Source organism: Methanosarcina sp. 1.H.A.2.2 (genome assembly GCF_000979975.1).
Taxonomy (GTDB): Archaea; Halobacteriota; Methanosarcinia; order Methanosarcinales; family Methanosarcinaceae; genus Methanosarcina.
Map to the genome: position 1 here is coordinate 1 of NZ_JJQL01000007.1, position 19227 is coordinate 19227.

Below are 19227 nucleotides of genomic sequence, written 5' to 3' on the forward strand. Positions count from 1 at the left end.
AAATAAAAATGAAAATAAAAATAAAAAATAAATTGGCATAGAAAGAGTAAAATTTATCTCCCAGAATCTAAAACCCGAAAAATCAGTTCTGGCTCGCAACATCAAACCAGACCGGAGTTTTATCCTCAGGGTCGCAGTTATAGTTTATAGTGATTTCCTCATTTTCCTGGATATCTTTTATACAGACGTATTTCAAAAGGCCGTTAGTGAAATCTTTCTGGTATTTTGCGTTGGGGGTATAAGAGTGGTTATAAAGAGACCCATACCCCAGAGCAATCGCTGCTGCTCTTGAATCTGTCCCCCATGCGAAGTAGTAATTATAAAGCTGGGTAAGCTCAAGAGTATCAACTTCTTCAGGAGGAAGAACGATCACAGGGCAGGTTTCTATTACTTCACCTTTTTTGAGATTTCTCTGTGCAAATACGCCTCTACCTTTTCCAGGTGCGCCTTTAACACTTATCAGTGACATTTGATCAGATTCCTGTAATTATTATAAATTACCTGTTAACTATTGCACTATTTTGAGAATGCAAGGAATTTAAAAGTTTCCCTTCGAAAGATTCTCCGGAAGACTCCAACGAAATTGCGGCCCATTTTATACATGAAATTTTATCCCGGTGTGGTTCAGCAAGCTGTAGACACGGATTTTGATAAAATCTGTTATAACAAAGGCAGTCAACGCATATCCCCATACAAAAAGTGCAAGTTTCCAGCCCATTGCAGGCAGCAAGAACCCATACACGGTAATGAGCGTGGCAATTATTTGTGTAACTACTATCGCTGTGAATAAGGGTTTTGCCGGTTTTACAGACCAGAAGTGACCTTTTGTCCTTGCCACAAACATTGTTAAGTGGCCTGCTACAGAAAGCTTCAGATATATGAAAGACTGGAGGACTTCAGGAGTCAGCTGAAAAGTATGCAGGCCTATGTAAAGGATTCCAAATGAACTAATAACTCCAACAATTCCAAGTATGGTAGCCATACTCAACAAAGTCCGCATGTCCCACTTTTCCGGCAGATCGGAGTATTTGACGTTATCATAAGCAATAGTCATTATTGGGGCATCATTTAGAAGCGCCAGCAAAACTATCATCAGGGAAGTAACGGGGTAGAACTTAAATACAAGGATTGAAAGTGTTATGAAAAGCAACACTCGAATTGTTTCAGTAATACGGTACAGAGCATAGTTGTTCATCCGCTGGAATATCTTACGGCTCTCTTTGATCGCATTGATAATGGTGGAAAGTCCGGGCTTTGTCAGCACGATGTCAGCAGCGGACTTGGCTGCGTCCGTAGCCCCGGCAACCGCAATACCTGCATCAGCCTTTTTCAGGGCTGGCGCATCATTGACTCCGTCTCCCGTCATGCCTATGATGTGACCTCTGTGCTGCAGTAATTCCACTATATGGTACTTATGCTCAGGGAAAACCTGGGCAAAACCATCTGAATTTTCGACTATTTCCTCTGCTTTCCTGTCAGGCACATCCAGAAATGACGTTGCAAGCATGATGTCCGACTTTAAGTTTACCTGCCTGGAAATCTCCTTTGCAATAGCAATATGATCTCCGGTAATCATTTTTACATTCACGCCCATCGACTGTGCAGTCCTGATGGTTTCTGCGGAATCTTCACGGGGAGGGTCGTAGAGAGCAATGAGCCCTGCAAAATGCCAGCTCCCATGAGCATCTGTTCTGCCAACCCCCAGTGCCCGGTACCCTCTGGAAGCAAATTCGTTAATGTATTCGTCAACCTGGGACCCGGGTGTAACTTTACTGTCCATGGTAACTTTACTGTTCAGGAGAGCCGAAACTGCCTGAGGTGCTCCCTTTGTTACTAGGAATCTGTTGCCAGCAGGGTCCTCTATTGTGGCCTCTGTCCTTTTTGAAACAGGGTCAAATGGTTTGAATGAAAGTATCCTGTACCTTTCGGCCAGCCCGGAAAAACCCTGCATGGTTTTTGCTCCGGCAAGAATTGCATCATCAATCGGGTCCCGGTCCTCTCCCCTTGAAGCCAGGCTGGCAAAAAGAAGCACATCGTTTTCGGAAAAATCCTTTAAAGGGTTTATTTCAGTCAGAACAAGCTCGTTTTTGGTAATGGTTCCTGTCTTATCCGAACACAGGATGTCCATTCCGGCCATTTCCTCGACAGCAGCAAGTTTACTGACGATCGCTCCATCTCTGGCCAGGGTAATTGCGCCTACTGCCATGCTCACCGATAGAACTGCAGGCAGAGCTGCCGGGATTGCTGCTACAAGCAGGACAAGCGCAAACTGGAAAAATTCAAGCATGCTTTCGTGGCGGAAGAGCACCACAAGAAAAGTAAAGGCTACAAGCGCAAGGGCAAAAACAATAAGGTAATCCCCTATTTTGATGACAGCCTTCTGGAAGTGGCTCCGGGTTTTGGCTTCTTCTACCAGCCTTGCAGTTTTGCCAAAGAAGGTGTTCATGCCGGTTGCAACTACCAGTGCATCCATTTCCCCCTGCCGGATAATGGAACCTGAGTATGCAACATCGGGCACATGTTTTTCTACAGGGAGAGATTCTCCGGTTAATGCGGATTCATCTACCAGCAGGTAATCTCCGTCTATGAGTTTGACATCAGCAGGGAAAATATCCCCCAGCCGGAGGCGAATTACATCTCCGGGAACTATTTCACTGGCGGATACTTCAAGCCATTTGTTGTCGCGGAGTACCCTTGCTTTCAAGGCCAGTTTCTGCTTCAATAAATCAATAGCATTATCGGCTTTGTGCTCCTGCCAGAGGCCCACCGTTACATTCAGCAGCAGCAGCGCAAGAATAATTGCAAAATCTTCCCACCGATGCAGGACTGCCGAAAGGACTGCTGCAACCTCGATCATCCAGGGAATAGGGCCCCAAAAATAGCCTAACAACTTGACAATAACACTGGTTTTCTTTTCCGTAATTTCATTGGGCCCATATTTTTGAAGCCGTTCTTTTGCCTCCGAATCAGTGAGCCCTCTTTCACTTGAATAAAGTTTTTCCAGGAGTTCAGCTACAGATACTTCTTTTGCTTCATCCGTGCTCATGATGTTTTGGTTCTTCAAAATGGTCCCCACAAAACACTTTTACCCTCTTTTTCTTATTCGACTCTCTTTTCCCTATAAATCATATTTTCCCAATTAATCAATTATATCATTCTGCTATCTATAGCCTGCCACACAAAAAATTCAAAAAAGAATAAAAGTAAGCAGGAGAGCTTGGGCCAGATGAACAGGATTTTCCCCGGAAAGGATTCGACCACCATAAAAAATAAGGTTTTTCAGTGCTGAGTGGGGCAGGGAAGTTCCATGTAGTCTTCACATAATGGGAGGTCCTTACCAGACTGCAGTGTTTTTAACTGTTTCTTTAACTGTCTCTTTTTTTCGAGAAACCTGTAATGCCCGAAACCGATAAGGAATATCGGATAAATGACCTCCCAGGTAAAACCGGAGACCAGAAAGCTCAGGGATACGAGCGAAAGTGCCGAAAAGACCCATTTCCTCCAGCCGACCTCGGTCTTCCAGTAGGCAACTATGATAAAGGCGTAGAGGAAGACAAAGTTCTGGTTTACGAGCAGGATCATGGCTGAAACCGGGATTTTGAAGAAATAACTTCCGATAATCAGGATAATGGACAAAACATATAACCCGACGAGGCCGGACACAGGAATGTCCCTCTTTGAAAGCTTTCCGAAAACTGCCGGGAAAATGCCTGTCCTGCCCCCTGCATAGAGCAGGCGGCTTGCCGTAAAATTCCAGGAACATGCATTTGCTGCAACAACTATCACCATTAGGCACACAAGGAAGTCTCCTCCTGGAGTGAAGAGGACAAGCCCCGAAAGCCCGGCAGCACCCCGAAGAGGGACGCCTGCAGCGCTGGCTCCTGAACTGATAAGGGCAAGGAGAATATAGACGGAGGTCACCAGGGCAAAACTCAGCCAGTAGAGGAGAGGCACGTTTTTCTCAGGTTCCTTAATTTCTCCCAGGGAGAAAGAGAGGTTCTCCCAGCCCAGAAAGGCCCAGAAAAGGAGAGCTGAAACCTTCCAGACATTGCTCAGGTCTACGTTTCCACTACCGTTTACAGCTTCCCTTGCAATCCCCACGCCTGAGCCGAAGAAGTCCAGGTTGAAGCTGATAAGCAGGCCGATAAGCAGAAAAAGTACAGCAAGGGCCATGTAATTGATAAGGGAAATAGCCCTCATTCCGGCAAGGTTTGAGAGGAGCATCAGGGTGACGAGGAGAACTGCAAAAAGGGCGACACCTGCTTCGGAGAGGGTAAAGAGCTGTCCCATATACTCGCTTCCGATAAGCGCAACAGCAGGAAGCCCGAAAAAGAAAGACCCACCTACAAGATATGAGACTGCATACCCACCCCAGGGACCCACAGCTTCTTCAGCATAGCCTGCAAGACCGGAAGTTGAAGGGAATTTCAAGCCAAGGCGGGCACAGATCTGGATAAGAGGGACTGCGATAAGAGAAATGAGGAACCAGCCAAGGACTGCCTCATGGACACTGCCAGCATCAAGCGCCAGACCAGGTAGTGCCAGGATTCCTGTTCCTATGAGCATGCAGATTGCAAGCCCAAGACCCCGCCTGAGGGTAATTGTTTTTCCAAGTTCAGTCATTTTTCCCCTTAAGTAGATCAGTAAATATATTTTGTAATATTTATTTATATGCCAGCGTTTTATCCAGGTTATTTCTCCCCGATCTGCAGAATATTAAATGTCCGAAAATTTACAGCTCCGAAAATTTACAGCTCTGAATGAGTCCGAGAAGCTGCTTTTTCCTCCTTATCATTCTTTCTTGTTTTCCTCACAAACCCATAATACCCAAGTCCCGTAAGGGCAACGGAATAGAGGATCTTCCAGGTGAACCCTGAAACCAGGAATGAGAGAGACAGGAAGGAAAGTCCTGAATAGATCCAGCGCCTCCAGCCGGTTTCGGTTTTCCAGTAGGAGAGCAGGATAAAGCCGTAAAGAAAGAGAAAGTTCTGGTTTGTAAGCATGAGCAGGGAAGAAACCGGGACCTTAAATACATAAGTCCCCAGGAGCACCAGTACGAAAGCAGCATACATGCTCAAGATGCTTGCCATAGGCTGTCCGTGCTTTGAAAGTTTTCCAAGGTAAACCGGAAGCACTTTTTCCTTTCCCGATGCGTAGACAAGGCGGCTTGAAGCAAAATTCCAGCAGGTTACATTAGCCACGATAACTACTGCCATCAGCCAGATGAGCAGATTCCCTGGCGGTGTGAACTTAACGAGTTCCACGAGTCCGGATGCCCCGGAGAGAGGAATTCCGGCTGCATCAGCCCCTATACTTGTGATTGCCAGCATCAGGTAAATGAAGATTACCAGGACAAAACTGAGCCAGAAAACTCTCTGGACATTTTTTTCCGGGTTCTGGAGTTCTCCAATGCCAAAAGACATATTTTCCCAGCCCAGGAAAGCCCAGAAGAGAAGAGCAGAAATTTTCCAGACACTATAAGGGTCAAAAGCTTCAAAATTCATTTCCAGAATAGCGGATAAACCACTTCCAAGAGCCTGTATTGAAAACGCGAGCCCTGAAGAAAAGAAATTGAAGTTATAAAAGGTAAGGGCTGCAATCAGGAAAAGCAATACAGCAACAGCTGCGTAGTTGAAAAAAGAGACAAGCCTGACCCCGGCAACCGTTATAAGGGCCATGGCCGTGATGATGAGAAAAGCCAGCAAATGGGCTCCAAAATCAGGCAGGTCAAAGAGGTGCTGCAGGTATTCGCCGCCAATGAGGGCAACTGCCGGCTCTCCCAGAATAAAGGAGCCGCAGACAAGGGCTGTCACTGCATATCCTCCCCACTCTCCTACCGCTTCGCGGGCATAATGGAAAAGGCCCCCTGAACAGGGGAATTTCTTTCCGAGCCTTGCGCAGATCTGAATAAGAGGCATTGCTGCCAGAATAATCAGGAGCCAGCCGAAAACCACTTCCTGCACTGTCCCGACATCCGCAACCAGCCCTGGCAGGCCCAGAAGTCCGGAACCTATGACCATGAGGATGGCCAGAACAATTCCACGTCCCAGAGTAACTGTTTTTTCAAGTTCGGTCATTTTTCATCCTTTCTGTCCCGGATAATTCACAAAAGTGAAGATAAAGAAACAGAAGGTACACTTTGAAGCCCTATAATGTTTGCGCTTTTTTACCTGTGCAGGTTAAATATTATCCCTTTGCAGGTTCATATGCAGCTTACTTCAAAAAAGGCAATAGATCCAGGGCACGAAAAGAAAAAAACATCTGCATATAATGGAAGGCTTTAAATCGAGAGGAAACAGAGCTTTGTTGAAGAGCCCAGTTCCTTTTAAAAAAATATTTAATTGTATGGCTTTAATTTGGAACTATTAAATTCTATAGAAATGTTGAATTTATTTTTTAAATAGCTTCTTAAATAAACCGAATATACTAAACGATGTCCTATGGTAAACCTTATTGTACACTGCTTTTTTTGGATTCTTTACAATTCCCGTTCCCTTTTTTCCATAAAATGGTACTACAGCCTTTTTTACTTTGCGTTTTAATTTGCCTGTAGTCCTTGCTTTAATAGACTTTTTCAAAGATGGTTTTCTGAAGCCGAATTTCATAAACTTCCACACCATTTGATTTTTTTTTTCCAGAAATAAAAATATAACACTAGTGTTGCGTCAGCAGTAAAATGTCGCATATAGTCGATTACAGCTATTCAGAATCCTTTAATCCTTGAGGATTGACACGACACTAGTATATAACTGGTTTACTTCTTCTTAATCAGAATAAACACTGTCAATAGAATACACAAAGTACTGAATACTCCCAGTCCAGGCAAAAATGGTGTTTCACACTTTGCATAGATTTCTCTCATCTGTGATACCTTGAGCATGTGCCATTCAGCTTTGTTTCCATTTACGGCATTAGCATTGGAATCAATGAATATCATTTGGCATTTCTAGGTAATAGTGAATAGTTACAATTTAGTTTTTGGTTTCATCTTTTTCCAGGCAGATAAGATCTTCACAGTACGGGAGTTCCTTTTTCATCCAGTCGCAGAACTCCCGCCACTCATCAAGCTTGTGATGGCGGCGCTGGAAATAAATGTTCCGGAGTTCGGCATAGTTGGTTATGACTGTCCTTTTCTGCATGTAAGCACTCGGAAGGTCCTGAATAAGTTCCCGAAAGATTGATTTCCGGTATGCATTGTCCTCTTCACTATCCCCTTCGCGGGACTTGTAAGCTTTGATAAGGTCATTGAGATGCCGGATCTGGGAGTTCCTGTAGTCCGTCATCGTATCAAAGGAAAAGTCGTGGGGAGCCAGGTCCCTGCTGGTCAGCTTATGCATTGTAGAGGTTGAATTCTTTTCCGTAAATTTGTAAGTATCAAACTCTTTCCACCAATAGAGGGGGGCTGTGAGGTCAAAGCAGACCGTAATGAACCTGAGAAACTTTCCGTGTTCGTTTCCTGCAAGGGTCAGGCGCTTGGCCAGGTTAAGGTCCTTTTCCCCGAGTCTGCAGTTCCCTGCCTGATCAGGCTCACTGCTGTCCATCAGGTGCCAGGAATTCATAGGGTTCCGCATTCCAAGAATCGCAAAATAAATGTTGTATGTCCCATGTAACTTCATTTCAATCATAAAAGCGCCTCTTTAACCCGGTTGTGGTAAATAAAACATAAATCCGGTCTGGTAAATACATTATATAGATAAATAGTTCGTAAACCTGCTTCTGGCTAATAACTTGCTTCTGGCTAATAAATAATAACTCATTTTAAATATTTGTTGCGCAGCATGCTCACTTTTTAATTTTACAGTTACTCGATTTATTCCTTGAATATTCAGCAGGGAAACCTGAGAAATTCAGGCTGATTTAAAGAAAGTAAGAATTATTCCGAGGGGAAATTATTTAAGAAAAATAGTTACCCTCTTAACCCATGATTTATCCCTTCAAGTACAATCTTTCTGCAAGTTCCGGATTTTTCCACTTTACCATCAGTGGCAGCCCTGCATATTTTCAGTATGATACTGTTAATTTTCAGCACGATACTGTTAACTTAAATAAACTCGCAGTTTCATGTAGAGATCAGCCAGAAATATACGTTTAAATCAGGAAAAATCAGGAAATAAATATAATATACTAATCTGAAAATGACTCCTACAGACCCCCTTTATCTTGGTATCCTCGTTCTCACAGGTGCTTTTACGGGCATTATCTCAGGTCTTCTGGGTGTGGGAGGAGGCTTTATTATGTCTCCTGTCCAGTACTGGCTTTTGCAGGAAACAGGAATGCAGCCAGACCTGGCTATAAGGGCAGCTCTCGGGACAAGCCTCTTCGTGATCTTGATAAACTCCATAATTGTTACCCTAAAATATCATAGAAAGCAAGCAGTGCTCTGGAAACAGGCTACGATTATGGGAGCCTCCGGATTAATTGCCAGTTTCGGGGGAGCAGCGGTAGCTTCTTACCTGCCTGCCTCTACACTGAGTACAATTTTCGGGGTTGTGATCATACTGGGAGCTCTGAAAACTTATACCACGCCGGCTGTAAAGGAAAAGACTGAAATTAGCTCCAATCCGGTATCTTATATTTTTTCCGGTATCTTTATAGGCTTTTTTTCAGGACTTCTTGGAATCGGAGGAGGGGTAATTGGAATTCCAATCATGCTGGTTTTTTTGCATTTTGATATGAGGAAAGCCATTGGAACCTCGGCTGCAATAATGATCTTTACCTCTTTTGGAGGATCGGTCGGATACATCATCAACGGCTGGGGGCAAACAGGGCTTCCCCCTCATTCTCTTGGATATATCAATCTCCTTAACTGGTTTTTACTTGTAGTTCCGGGATTTCTTGCAGCAAGAAAAGGAGCAGAAGTTGCCCATCTGGTAAACCCGGAGTATTTAAAACATCTTTTTGTACTTCTGATGATCTACGTAGGGCTAAAAATGATCGGAGTTATTTGAAAACAGAATAAACAGAACTGCTGATAGGGAATTTCATAAACTGTTAAAATTAAGACCTGTTAACATTAAGAACTGTTAAAATTAAGGACTGTTAGAAATAAGAACTGTTAGAAATAATATTCCGCTCTTTTCAGGCGCTTTCAATAGCTGTTACAGGGTCAAGTTTTGCAGCTTTCCTTGCAGGGTAGATGCCTGAGATTATATTTATTATGAAAGCAAAAAATGAGGCATATACAAAATTAAGGGGCTTTACCTCAAGAGGAAGGGTCTGAAGCCCGAAATACATTTCCTGAGGGACTTCGATTTCATAGTTCTGCAGGGCAACAGTCACAATGTAACCCAGAACAGTGCCGAGCACCAGACCTATGGCTCCAAGGACCAGGGACTGGAAAAGAAAGACAACCATTATGCTTTTTTGAGAAGCCCCCATCGCTTTCAGAATACCGATTTCCCTGGTCCTCTGGGCAACGATGGTGATCAGGGTATTTGCAATCCCGAAACCGGCAATCCCGTAGATCAGGAGATAGAAGATATTTACAAAGACCATCTGGGTATCAAGGAGGCTGAGGATTTCGGCATTTGCTTCGCTCCAGCTTACGGCATCAAGCCCGGTTTCTCCCTCAATCGAAGCTGCAATAACCTCGGCCTGGTAAGGATCTGCAACCCGGACTCCAATGGTACTCACAACTCCGGGTTCGTTAAAAAAGTCTTGCGCTGAATCCAGCCTTGTGTAGGCTGTTACCTCGTCCGCAGCAGTGCCGGTATGAACCAGTCCTATAACCTTAAAAGAAGTTGTTTGCGAGCCCGGAAAAACGGCGTCAACCCTGTCTCCCACATGGACTTCAAGGTTTTCCGCAAGCTTATCTCCGAGCAGAATCCCGTACCTTGTGTGAACAAGGGTCATGAGGTCCCCTTCTACAACATCCTCACTTACCCTCATAACATTCTCTTCAGCCACAGGGTCAACTCCCTGAAGAGAAACCCCTTCTGCGTTGTCCCTGTATTCAAGAGCCGCCTGGCCCAGGTATTTAGGGGATACGGCTATAACTCCTTCCTTTTCAGCAATTCGGGCAGATGTATGCCTGTAAAGGTGGATGAACTCTTCCTCTTCATCTTGAGGATTGATAACAATATGTGGATTGTTTTCAATACTTGAGGTTACAAGTTCATCCTGGAAACCAGACAGCATTGCCATCATTACCGTGATCACGGCGACTGCCAGAGCAACAGCAAGTATGGCAAAAAGGGTCTGTCTTCTTCTGGATAATACCTGCCTCAAAGCGATTCTCAGTTCATACATCTGGATAAACTCCTGGACCCGACCAGATTATCTGAATTTTCAGGCAGCCTCAAACCTTCAAAGTATCAGGAAAGTTCAATTTGCTCAACATTTCAAAGCTTTGAGATATTTGAACTTCAAGGGATTCTAAATTGTTAGGATTTTCAGATCTTTAGACTTCTGTATTCACTTTTAGAGGGCTGATTATAAATCTGTTTCTGATACCGGGAAAAAAGAGACGGAAAATACAATGAAAACTACTGAGAACACCTGTAATTAACTAATAGGTAGAAATGCAAGCTGGCGGAGGCATCCTATAATGCATGGATTTAAACCGGTTTCTGGGGTAAAGAGAAGTACTTTTCGAACAAGCAGGGGCATTTTCGCTTTTCCATTTCATCAAAAAGGGGGACTCCAGCCGCTTTTCGACTCGGGACCGGAACGGAGGATAATGATATTCAGGCAGTACCGTAGCAGTATTTACCGGTTTCTCATAACCGGTTTCTCATGAACTGCCAGAATTCAGAAACCATAAAAATACTAAAAAAATCAGGAATCAATGAAAAATAGAGCTAAAAGATTAATAGAGCTAAAAGATTAAGGACTAAGGGGGCAAAAGTTAAAAAAGTGAATAGAACAGATAAAAAATAAATAATAAAGTTAAAAAGTTAACTAAAAAAAGGGTTAGAGCTGCACGTAATGTGCAACTTCACCGAGATCTTCTTCAATCCTGAGGAGCTGGTTGTATTTTGCAGTCCTCTCGCCACGGGCCGGAGCTCCGGTCTTGATCATTTCTGCACCGATGGCAACTGCGAGATCTGAGATGGTGGTGTCTTCGGTTTCGGCAGAGCGGTGGCTTACGATTACGGTGTAGCCGTTTCTGGAAGCCATGCTTGCGGCATCAAAGGCTTCGGAGATTGAGCCGATCTGGTTGACTTTGAGGAGAAGGGCATTTGCTGCTCCCATATCCACGCCTTTTGAGAGCCTTTCTATGTTTGTGACAAAGAGGTCGTCACCTACAATGATCGTGTCCCAGAGTTCATTGGTAAGGGCTTCAAAATCATCAAAGGCTTCTTCCTGGAAGGGGTCTTCGATAGAAAGGATGGGATAAGAGTTTACAAGCTCTACATAGTAGTCAAGCAGTTCCGGAGCAGCCAGTTTCTTTCCATCAATTGCGTATAATTCATCTTCATAAAACTCGGTTGCTGCCGCATCAAGCCCTATTGTAACCTCGGATTCAGTATAACCTGCTTCTTCAATTGCCTGTACGAGGGCGTCAAGAGCTTCTGTAGACTCGCTCATTTTGGGAGCATACCCGCCTTCATAGCCCACGTTAATAGAAGAGCGTCCGTATTTTTTCTCCAGAAACTTCCCCAGGGTCTGGTAGATCTCTGTCCCGATTTGCAGGGCCTCGTAGAAGGTGTCTGCGCCTTTGGGTTGAATCATGAACTCCTGGATTGCAAGCTCATTTCCTGCATGCTTGCCTCCGTTCAGGACATTCATTGTGGGTACAGGAAGGGTAAAAGCATTAGAACCGCCGAAGTAGCGGTAAAGGGGCATGTTAAGGGAGTCAGCTGCAGCCTTTGCAACCGCCATGGATACGCCAAGAATTGAGTTGGCTCCGAGATTTGCTTTATTTTCGGTTTCGTCGAGCTCGATCATCAGCTCATCGATTTCCCGCTGGTTTCGCACATCAAGTCCAAGCAATTCCTTCTGGATAACGGTATTTACGTTCTTGACTGCAGTCTGGACTCCCTTTCCACCGTACCTGTTGGGGTCTGCATCGCGCAGTTCAAGGGCTTCGTTCGTACCCGTGGAAGCTCCTGAAGGGACACTTGCTCTGCCAAATCCCTTCGGTGTAAACACATCAACTTCAATAGTGGGATTTCCCCTTGAGTCCAGGATCTCCCGAGCATGTATCTTTTGGATCTTATATTCTCCAGAATCCTGCTGTAAACCGATATACGACATCATTTCACCCTTTCTAAATCTCTGATCTATCTATAGATATATTCTGTTATTTGAACTTGACTTTTACTTAACTTAACCGTTACATGTCCGAATGGTATTTAACTGTTTATCCGGTTTGAATTAATCAATTTACCTGAATTATACCCGTGTTTCTTATAGAAGAGACTCCTCTATTTCACGCTTCCAGTATCCTGTCTACCTTAGAGCAGCAGTATTTAAGGAGTCCAGATTTTAAGGATTTACTCTTTCTTCTTTTTGAGTGAATTTTCCCCTCTTAAAGAATTGAAGATATCCCTGCGCTCAAAACCGGGTATTTCATTTCTCAGAAAGGCTAATTTCCAACTTTCAGGAGCCTCAATATTCTATATGGCAAAAACTATCTCTTTGTTTCTGGAAAGCCTATTTCCTACTTAAAGGATGTTTTATTCCTGCAAACACTTGCTTTAAAGGTTTTGGTTAAAACTACAGGGTACATTTTTTTCTTAAGATGAATCCCCACAGTCTTTTATATAAAAACTCCAGAAAAAAAGCCTTACTAGGGTTAGATGCCTTTTTTACTTACTGACAATACTCCATTTATTAAAAAAATAATTTTATCTACATAAAATATATAAACCTGAAAGTATTATTCATTCTCGATGACCGACGATTCTCCAGTTAATTTAACCGAAAAAGAGTATTCAATTATTGATAAGCTCCAGAGCCTGGGACTCCCGAGGACAGAGGCCACCGCAATCGTGTGCTTAAAAGACTGCAGAGAACTCAGATCTCTTCATATCGAACTTGTTTCCGGGCTCAGGCAGCCTGAAGTGAGTGTAGCTATGCGCCCTCTCAGGGATAGGGGCTGGGTGGATGAAAGGTCCGAAAAAAAGAATAAGGGAAAAGGCAGACCTGTGAAGTACTACCAGTTAACAGTACCGTTCCCACAGATAGTACAGATTCTCGAAGAGGAATTTTTAAAATACAACAACGAGAAAATGATCGCGCTCAAAAGGCTAAGGGAACTGGAAATTATACTGCAAAATTAAATTCACCGCAATTAAGTTCACAAAAAATAAGTTCACAAAAAATAAGTTCACAAAAAATAAGTTCACAAAAAATAAATGTAAGGAGATCTGCCAGATCTTATTTTCCATAAATCGTTTTCAGCTTTAATTACTCCAATTATCGAGCCCTTTTAACGCTTACTCTATTCAATGCGTCATTCCTGATCAGGGACATTCACAAAGCTCACAGGAGCAAAGCCCTGCTCCGCATCCATTACCCTTCTGGCAGAAATTCCTTCCAACTCGAAAATGAATACCTCAACAACCATAAAAACTTCGCTTTCACCTCTCAGGCACCCCAGTTTAATGCTGTCTCCCCTGGCTGTTCCTGCATGAAGGTGTATTTTGGGCTTTCCGTTCTCCTGGAAAATATCTCCTATCCCGAGAATCTCATGGGCATCATTAAAGCCAGACCAGACAGGTTCCGGAGGCCTTTTGTTTTCTTTCGGGCCTGTAACAAGCTTTCCTTTCCTCAGCGCGCCAAGCAGCATAAACACAGCTGATTCGATCTTCTCCATTTCTGCAAGTTTAATAAGTTCCAGGAGAAGGTCATCCCCGTGGTCAACCCTGACAGTAAAGACCCTGCCTATCCTTCCTTTTGAGTACTCCATTATTTCCCCCTCACTGATCCGTTATTTTTCCGTCTACAATTCTGATTATCCTATCGGCTTTTCCGGCCAGTTCCTCATTATGGGTTACCACAATAAAGGTCTGGTTATATTCCTTGTTCAGTTTGCGGAGCAGTTCATAGATCAAATCTCCTGCTTTAGTATCCAGGTTGCCTGTGGGCTCATCCCCAAGTACGATTGCCGGAGAACAACTAAGAGCCCGGGCTACCGCAACCCTCTGGTTCTGCCCTCCGGAGAGTTCTCCTGGCCTGTGGTCCATCCTGTCTTCAAGCCCTACCTCTTTCAGAAGTTTTTCGGCAATATCCTTTGCTTCGTCCTTACTCTTTCCCGCAATCAAGAGCGGCATCATTACGTTTTCCAGAGCAGTGAAATCCGGAAGCAGGTGGTGATACTGGAAGACAAAGCCGAGCATCCTGTTTCTCATCCCGGAACGCTCCTTATCCGACATTTTAGTCACGTCATTGCCGTCTATCAGGAGGGTGCCTGAACTGGGTGTGTCGAGCAGACCTATGAGATGCATAAGTGTGCTTTTACCTGAACCAGAAGGCCCTACAATTGCAACAAATTCCCCTTTTTTAATTTTCAGGTTTGCATTGTCGAGCGCGCGAAACTCCACTCCGTTTTTATAAACTTTGGTCAGGTTCTTAAGCTCTATAATTGGGCTTCCGTCTGTCATGCTTTTCCTGCATTTTCATAACTTTTATGTTCAAAATAGAGGGTTTCTTAAGTAAAGAGTTTTTGGGCAGAAAGGCAAAAGCCGGGAATAAGGAGAAGCTCTGGAATCCAAACAGGCTGATCGAGCCCGGTAAGATTCCCGCAAAGTATCAGAGACTCTAGATAGACTGAAAATTCACAATACAGTTTCAAATTTTTACCGAACGATCATTTCTGCATCTTTATTCCTGATCCCATCTTTATTCCTGATCCTATTTTTACTCCTGATCCGATCTTTATTCCTGATCCTATTTTTACTCCTGATCCTATCTTTACTGCCAGATTAACTCTTTTATGAAGGATTAATCAATATTCATGATTAACAGCTTATCAGATCCATCATCTTAAGGGGAGGAAGAACATGGAATTGAAATATGTCCCCACAACCTGTCCCTACTGCGGAACAGGATGTGGTTTTAATCTTGTGGTTAAGGACAAAAGGGTTGCAGGTATCGAGCCCTGGTACCGGGCTCCTGTCAATTCAGGGAAGCTTTGCCAGAAGGGCAGGTATGCCCACGAGTTCATCCACAGCAAGGACCGGCTTGTAAAGCCGCTGGTCAGGAAAAATGGGCAGCTTGCGGAAACGAGCTGGAAAGAAGCTTTGACCCTGGTTGCAGGGAAGTTCACTACTTTTCTCCATGAGGAAATTGCCTGTCTCTCTTCGGCAAAAACCTCAAACGAGGACAACTACCTTATGCAGAAATTTGCCCGGGTTGTCCTTAAGACTTCCAACATTGACCACTGTGCAAGGCTCTGCCACTCCTCTACAGTCGCTGGCCTTGCTGCAGTTTTCGGTTCTGGAGCCATGACGAATTCAATTGCGGACCTGGAAGAGTCTAAATGCATCTTCATTATCGGGAGCAATACCTTTGAGCAGCACCCCCTTATAGGCAGGAGGATAATTCTTGCAAAGAAGAAGGGAGCTAAAATCATCTATGCGGACCCCCGCTTCACACCCACGGCAAAACAGGCGGACCTCTACCTTTCCATGTACTCGGGAACAGACGTGGCTCTCCTGAACGGGCTCATGCACCACATCATAGCAAACGGCTGGGAAGATTCGGCATTCATCGCGAAAAGGACAAAAAATTTTGAAGTAATGAAAACCGTTGTCATGCAGGAGGCCTATTCCCTGCCTAATGTATCGAAAATCACAGGAGTGCCTGAGGAAGACTTAAAAACCGCAGCTAAGTGGATCGCCCACTCAAAGCCTTCTGCACTTCTCTACTCCATGGGAATTACCCAGCATACGGTGGGGGTAGACAATGTGAAGTCCACGGCAAACCTGATGCTGCTGACCGGAAACCTTGGCGTTCCCGGAGGAGGGGTCAACCCCCTGCGGGGGCAGAACAACGTACAGGGCGCCTGTGACATGGGATGCCTTCCGGACGTGTATCCCGGGTATCAGAAGGTTTCAGGTCCTGAAGTCCGCAGGAAGATGGAATCTATCTGGGGAGTTGGCGGACTTCCTGAAAAAGCGGGAGTCACGGTCACAGAGCTGATGGAAGAGCTTGCGGAAGGGACATCGCCGGTAAGGTGCATGTACGTTATGGGAGAAAATTTCATGCTCTCGGACCCGGACCTTAACAGGGTCAAAAAAGCCCTGGAACACCTGGACTTTCTGGTCGTACAGGACATTTTCCTGAGCGAGACTGCAAAGTTTGCTGATGTCGTCCTGCCTGCAGCCTGTTATGCAGAAAAACACGGGACTCAGACCAGCACCGAGCGCCGTGTCCAGCGGCTCCGAAAAGCCCTTGACCCGCCGGGAGAGGCTAAAGCAGACTGGCGCATTATCTGCGAACTTGCCGGGCGTATGGGGTACAGGCCTCAGTTTTCCTACCTGAATGAAGCTGAGATTTTTGAGGAAATTGCAAAGGTTGTTCCCCTGTATGGGGGTATGAGCTACGAGCGCCTTGAAAACCCTGACTCTCTCCAGTGGCCCTGCCCGGACAGGTCCCATCCGGGAACGCCCATCCTGCATACCGAAAAATTTGCCACCCCTGACGGACTGGGGGAGTTTTCCGCCGTTGAATGGAAGCCTCCTGCCGAAGTCCCGGATGCGGAATATCCCCTCATCCTTACCACAGGAAGGAATATCTGGCACTGGCACACCGGGACCATGACACGCAGGTCAGAAACCCTGGATTCCGAAGTCAGGACCGGCTGGGTGGAGCTTCACCCGGAGGATGCGGAAAAACTTGGAGTCAGTAACCGGGAAAAAGTCCGCGTACTTTCCCGGAGGGGGAAAATCGAAATCCCTGCGATGGTTACGGAAGACATAAAACCTGGGGTTGTTTTCATCCCCTTCCATTTTAAGGAATGTGCGGCCAACCTGCTGACCAGCGGAGCCCTTGACCCCGTGGCAAAGATTCCGGAGTACAAGGCCTGTGCAGTCAGGGTAGAGAAAATAGAGCCATTAGAACAGGTAGAACCATTAGAACAGGTAGAGCAAGTAGAACAGGTAGAGCAAGTAGAAACGGTGGAGGGAAAACTTTGAAACCTTTGAAAGGAGACAAGTTTTATGTCCGGGCCTGTGACCGGGAGTTCCTGGAAAAAGGCGAGTCCGGGGGTGCGGTATCAGCCCTTTTGAAGTTCGCCCTTGAAAGCGGAAGCGTGGACGCAGTACTTGGGGTAAGGAAAGGTGCAGACCTCTACGACGCTGTTCCGGTGCTGATCACAGACCCGGCGGAAATTTCGGACATTTCGGGTTCCCTGCATTGTGGGACTCTTCTTCTCTCCAGGCTTTTCAGCAGTTACCTGGGTGGGGCAAAGGACCTGAAGGTTGCAGTTGCCCTGAAAGGCTGCGATGTAATGGGGCTTTACGAGCTTGCAAAGCGGGGAGAGGTCAGGCTGGAAAATATCCTCATGCTGGGGCTGAACTGCGGAGGTTCGGTCAGTCCGGAAATGGCAAGGAAAATGGCTGCAGAAAAGTTTGCAGTGGACCCTGATTCGGTTGAAAAGGAAAGGATTTCAAAGGGGAAGTTCATCTTCAAGACTCCTGAAGGGGAATTTTCAGTGCCCATGGACGAACTTGAAGAGGAAGGCTATGGGCGCAGGAGTAACTGCAGGCGTTGCAAGCTGAAAATCCCAAGACAGGCTGACCTTGCCTGTGGGGAATGGGGTGTTATTGGCACGGAAGCAACTTTTGTTGAGGTCTGCAGCGCAAAGGGTGCAGAGCTGCTTGAAAAAGCTGAAGCCTCAGGAGCTATCGAAGCCTCTTTGCCCGTTCCGAAAGGGCTGGAGGTCCGGGGTAAAATAGAGCAGTCGATGCTGAACCTGGCTGAGGAATGGAGGGAAAAAGACTTCCGGGCGCTGGGAGAGGGGAAGGCTCGCCTGAAACAGCTAATAAATGAAACTTCCCGCTGCATCAAGTGCTACACCTGCATTGAAGTCTGTCCTGCCCTCCCCCATGCAAAACCCTCCGATTTTACAGTAGACGCTTCCGGAAAGGTCCCTCCCGCTTTTGCGTTCCACACGCTTCGCTATTCCCTTGTTGCGGATTCCTGCATCAACTGCGGGCAGTGCGAGGAACTCTGTCCAATGGACATCCCCAATGCGCTTTTCATGCATTCCTTTGCTGTGGAGCTTCAGGAACTCTACGGGTACAGGGCAGGAGAGGACCTCTCCCTTCCGACGGTCGCACCTCTGGAAGCTTTCTTTCACGAAAAGGGACAGAATAAATCAGGCAAGCGATGAGGGGAGGGAATCTTCAGGGACTTCTTCTGCGTCCCTGGCCTGGCTCACAAGATAAGCCGCTGTCAGGATGAGGACACAGCCCAGAAAAGTCGAGATATAGAGAGGGTTTCTCAGGACGGCAGTGTCAAAGAAAATTCCCGATACAGGTTCTAGCAGGGCAAGAATGCTGCCTGTCTGCGCCCTTATGCCCGAAATTCCTTTGAGGTAGAGAATGGCAGCAAGTGTAATGGTCAAACCGAAGAGAAGCAGAGTACTGAAGTTTCTAAAGTAGACAGGGATGGGGGTCGAAAGGGCAGACGGCAGCATAAAGAGAAGGCTTATTCCGGTCAGCCAGAAAGTCTGGGATATCCCTGTATAGTCATGCCTAAGGTAGCGGATCGTGATTATGGTGGTGCCAAAGGAGAGCCCTGAAAGCAGGCCGAATAACAGGCCTTTCATAAAATCGGACCCTGTACTCAGGCTTGCCAGGACCTCTCCGGGACGGGTAATGAGTAATACCCCTGCAACTGAGATGAAAAGAGGCAGAAGGCTTTTGCTGCTGCTTCTTTCTCCAAGGATTAAAGGAGCAAGCAGATTGACATATACAGGAGCCGTATAAAGGAGCAGGACAGCAACGGAAATTCCGCTGTACCTTATGGCCGAGAAATAGCATATGCCTGTTACAGCATTTAGAAAACCCAGCAGCAGAAGATATTTTCTGTTCCTGCCAGGTCTGAGCTGTTCAAGGCTTCCGCTCATCAGCAGATAAAAGAAAATCATGCATAACCCGAAAAAGAGCCTGCAGAAGAGAATGGACCCTACGGACATGTCCTGGACCCTGTCCAGAAAAACTCCTATAGTACCATAAATGATACTGCCTGTTATGACCTCGGAGTACGGCTTGAAAGAGTTTTCCTGCACTGCCACATTCTGGAAATAAAAGACTGCAGATATATATTTTTTGG

The 19227-nt window shown here is 45.6% G+C and carries 15 protein-coding genes; 4 read left to right on the top strand and 11 right to left on the bottom strand.

Annotation, left to right across the window (positions count from 1 at the left end):
• Nucleotides 1–82: 82 nt before the first annotated feature.
• The 6 genes from EO93_RS01085 to EO93_RS01115 all read right to left on the bottom strand — a co-directional run bounded on the left by EO93_RS01085 (nt 83) and on the right by EO93_RS01115 (nt 7625).
• Nucleotides 83–469 (bottom strand): SET domain-containing protein, encoded by a 387-nt coding sequence (locus tag EO93_RS01085; RefSeq protein WP_048136195.1) that lies wholly within the window; start codon nt 467–469, stop codon nt 83–85.
• A gap of 126 nt (nt 470–595) precedes the next feature.
• Complete coding sequence (locus tag EO93_RS01090; RefSeq protein ID WP_235284068.1) at nt 596–3064, bottom strand: plasma-membrane proton-efflux P-type ATPase; 2469 nt, start codon at nt 3062–3064, stop codon at nt 596–598.
• Nucleotides 3065–3279: 215 nt separating this feature from the next.
• Complete coding sequence (locus tag EO93_RS01095; RefSeq protein WP_048160709.1) at nt 3280–4623, bottom strand: APC family permease; 1344 nt, start codon at nt 4621–4623, stop codon at nt 3280–3282.
• A 125-nt stretch (nt 4624–4748) separates the two neighbouring features.
• Nucleotides 4749–6077 carry an APC family permease gene (locus EO93_RS01100; protein WP_048160710.1) on the bottom strand — a complete coding sequence of 443 codons (1329 nt, stop codon included), beginning with the start codon at nt 6075–6077 and terminating at the stop codon, nt 4749–4751.
• A 312-nt stretch (nt 6078–6389) separates the two neighbouring features.
• On the bottom strand, nt 6390–6605 hold the full coding sequence (locus tag EO93_RS01105) for a hypothetical protein (RefSeq protein ID WP_048160869.1): 216 nt from the start codon (nt 6603–6605) through the stop codon (nt 6390–6392).
• A gap of 366 nt (nt 6606–6971) precedes the next feature.
• Nucleotides 6972–7625, bottom strand: a complete 654-nt coding sequence (locus EO93_RS01115; protein WP_048160712.1) for a hypothetical protein — start codon at nt 7623–7625, stop codon at nt 6972–6974.
• A 510-nt stretch (nt 7626–8135) separates the two neighbouring features.
• On the opposite strand from EO93_RS01115, the gene EO93_RS01120 reads away from it, so the two are divergent.
• Nucleotides 8136–8948, top strand: coding sequence for a sulfite exporter TauE/SafE family protein (locus EO93_RS01120; protein WP_048160714.1), 813 nt, complete (start codon nt 8136–8138; stop codon nt 8946–8948).
• Between the two features lie 130 nt (nt 8949–9078).
• Here the strand turns inward: EO93_RS01120 and EO93_RS01125 are convergent, their stop codons facing one another.
• The gene (locus EO93_RS01125) at nt 9079–10248 is read right to left on the bottom strand and encodes an ABC transporter permease (protein WP_048160716.1); all 1170 of its coding nucleotides are present in this window, start codon (nt 10246–10248) and stop codon (nt 9079–9081) included.
• A gap of 663 nt (nt 10249–10911) precedes the next feature.
• Nucleotides 10912–12198 carry a phosphopyruvate hydratase gene (gene eno / locus EO93_RS01130; RefSeq protein WP_048135511.1) on the bottom strand — a complete coding sequence of 429 codons (1287 nt, stop codon included), beginning with the start codon at nt 12196–12198 and terminating at the stop codon, nt 10912–10914.
• 638 nt (nt 12199–12836) lie between these two features.
• Between eno and EO93_RS01135 the strand changes: the two genes are divergently transcribed.
• The gene (locus EO93_RS01135) at nt 12837–13226 is read left to right on the top strand and encodes a transcriptional regulator (RefSeq protein ID WP_048135509.1); all 390 of its coding nucleotides are present in this window, start codon (nt 12837–12839) and stop codon (nt 13224–13226) included.
• A gap of 173 nt (nt 13227–13399) precedes the next feature.
• Here the strand turns inward: EO93_RS01135 and EO93_RS01140 are convergent, their stop codons facing one another.
• Both EO93_RS01140 and EO93_RS01145 read right to left on the bottom strand, forming a co-directional pair.
• On the bottom strand, nt 13400–13855 hold the full coding sequence (locus tag EO93_RS01140; protein ID WP_048160717.1) for a PPC domain-containing DNA-binding protein: 456 nt from the start codon (nt 13853–13855) through the stop codon (nt 13400–13402).
• A 10-nt stretch (nt 13856–13865) separates the two neighbouring features.
• The gene (locus EO93_RS01145; RefSeq protein WP_048160719.1) at nt 13866–14549 is read right to left on the bottom strand and encodes an ABC transporter ATP-binding protein; all 684 of its coding nucleotides are present in this window, start codon (nt 14547–14549) and stop codon (nt 13866–13868) included.
• 399 nt (nt 14550–14948) lie between these two features.
• On the opposite strand from EO93_RS01145, the gene fdhF reads away from it, so the two are divergent.
• A complete protein-coding gene (gene fdhF, locus EO93_RS01150) occupies nt 14949–17084 on the top strand; it encodes a formate dehydrogenase subunit alpha (RefSeq protein ID WP_082107521.1) in 2136 nt (711 codons plus the stop codon).
• A complete protein-coding gene (locus EO93_RS01155; protein ID WP_048160721.1) occupies nt 17081–18283 on the top strand; it encodes a Coenzyme F420 hydrogenase/dehydrogenase, beta subunit C-terminal domain in 1203 nt (400 codons plus the stop codon). Before fdhF ends, EO93_RS01155 begins: the two co-directional genes overlap by 4 nt.
• Here the strand turns inward: EO93_RS01155 and EO93_RS01160 are convergent.
• On the bottom strand, nt 18269–19189 hold the full coding sequence (locus EO93_RS01160) for a DMT family transporter (RefSeq protein ID WP_048160723.1): 921 nt from the start codon (nt 19187–19189) through the stop codon (nt 18269–18271). The two genes, EO93_RS01155 and EO93_RS01160, sit on opposite strands and share 15 nt — an antisense overlap.
• Nucleotides 19190–19227: the final 38 nt, after the last annotated feature.

Coding starts and splice junctions, on each gene's coding strand:
- EO93_RS01085 (WP_048136195.1), bottom strand. CDS start 469: ATGTCACTGATAAGTGTTAAAGGCGCACCTGGAAAAGGTAGAGGCGTA.
- EO93_RS01095 (WP_048160709.1), bottom strand. CDS start 4,623: ATGACTGAACTTGGAAAAACAATTACCCTCAGGCGGGGTCTTGGGCTT.
- EO93_RS01100 (WP_048160710.1), bottom strand. CDS start 6,077: ATGACCGAACTTGAAAAAACAGTTACTCTGGGACGTGGAATTGTTCTG.
- EO93_RS01105 (WP_048160869.1), bottom strand. CDS start 6,605: ATGAAATTCGGCTTCAGAAAACCATCTTTGAAAAAGTCTATTAAAGCA.
- EO93_RS01115 (WP_048160712.1), bottom strand. CDS start 7,625: ATGATTGAAATGAAGTTACATGGGACATACAACATTTATTTTGCGATT.
- EO93_RS01120 (WP_048160714.1), top strand. CDS start 8,136: ATGACTCCTACAGACCCCCTTTATCTTGGTATCCTCGTTCTCACAGGT.
- EO93_RS01125 (WP_048160716.1), bottom strand. CDS start 10,248: ATGTATGAACTGAGAATCGCTTTGAGGCAGGTATTATCCAGAAGAAGA.
- eno (WP_048135511.1), bottom strand. CDS start 12,198: ATGTCGTATATCGGTTTACAGCAGGATTCTGGAGAATATAAGATCCAA.
- EO93_RS01135 (WP_048135509.1), top strand. CDS start 12,837: ATGACCGACGATTCTCCAGTTAATTTAACCGAAAAAGAGTATTCAATT.
- EO93_RS01140 (WP_048160717.1), bottom strand. CDS start 13,855: ATGGAGTACTCAAAAGGAAGGATAGGCAGGGTCTTTACTGTCAGGGTT.
- EO93_RS01145 (WP_048160719.1), bottom strand. CDS start 14,549: ATGACAGACGGAAGCCCAATTATAGAGCTTAAGAACCTGACCAAAGTT.
- fdhF (WP_082107521.1), top strand. CDS start 14,949: ATGGAATTGAAATATGTCCCCACAACCTGTCCCTACTGCGGAACAGGA.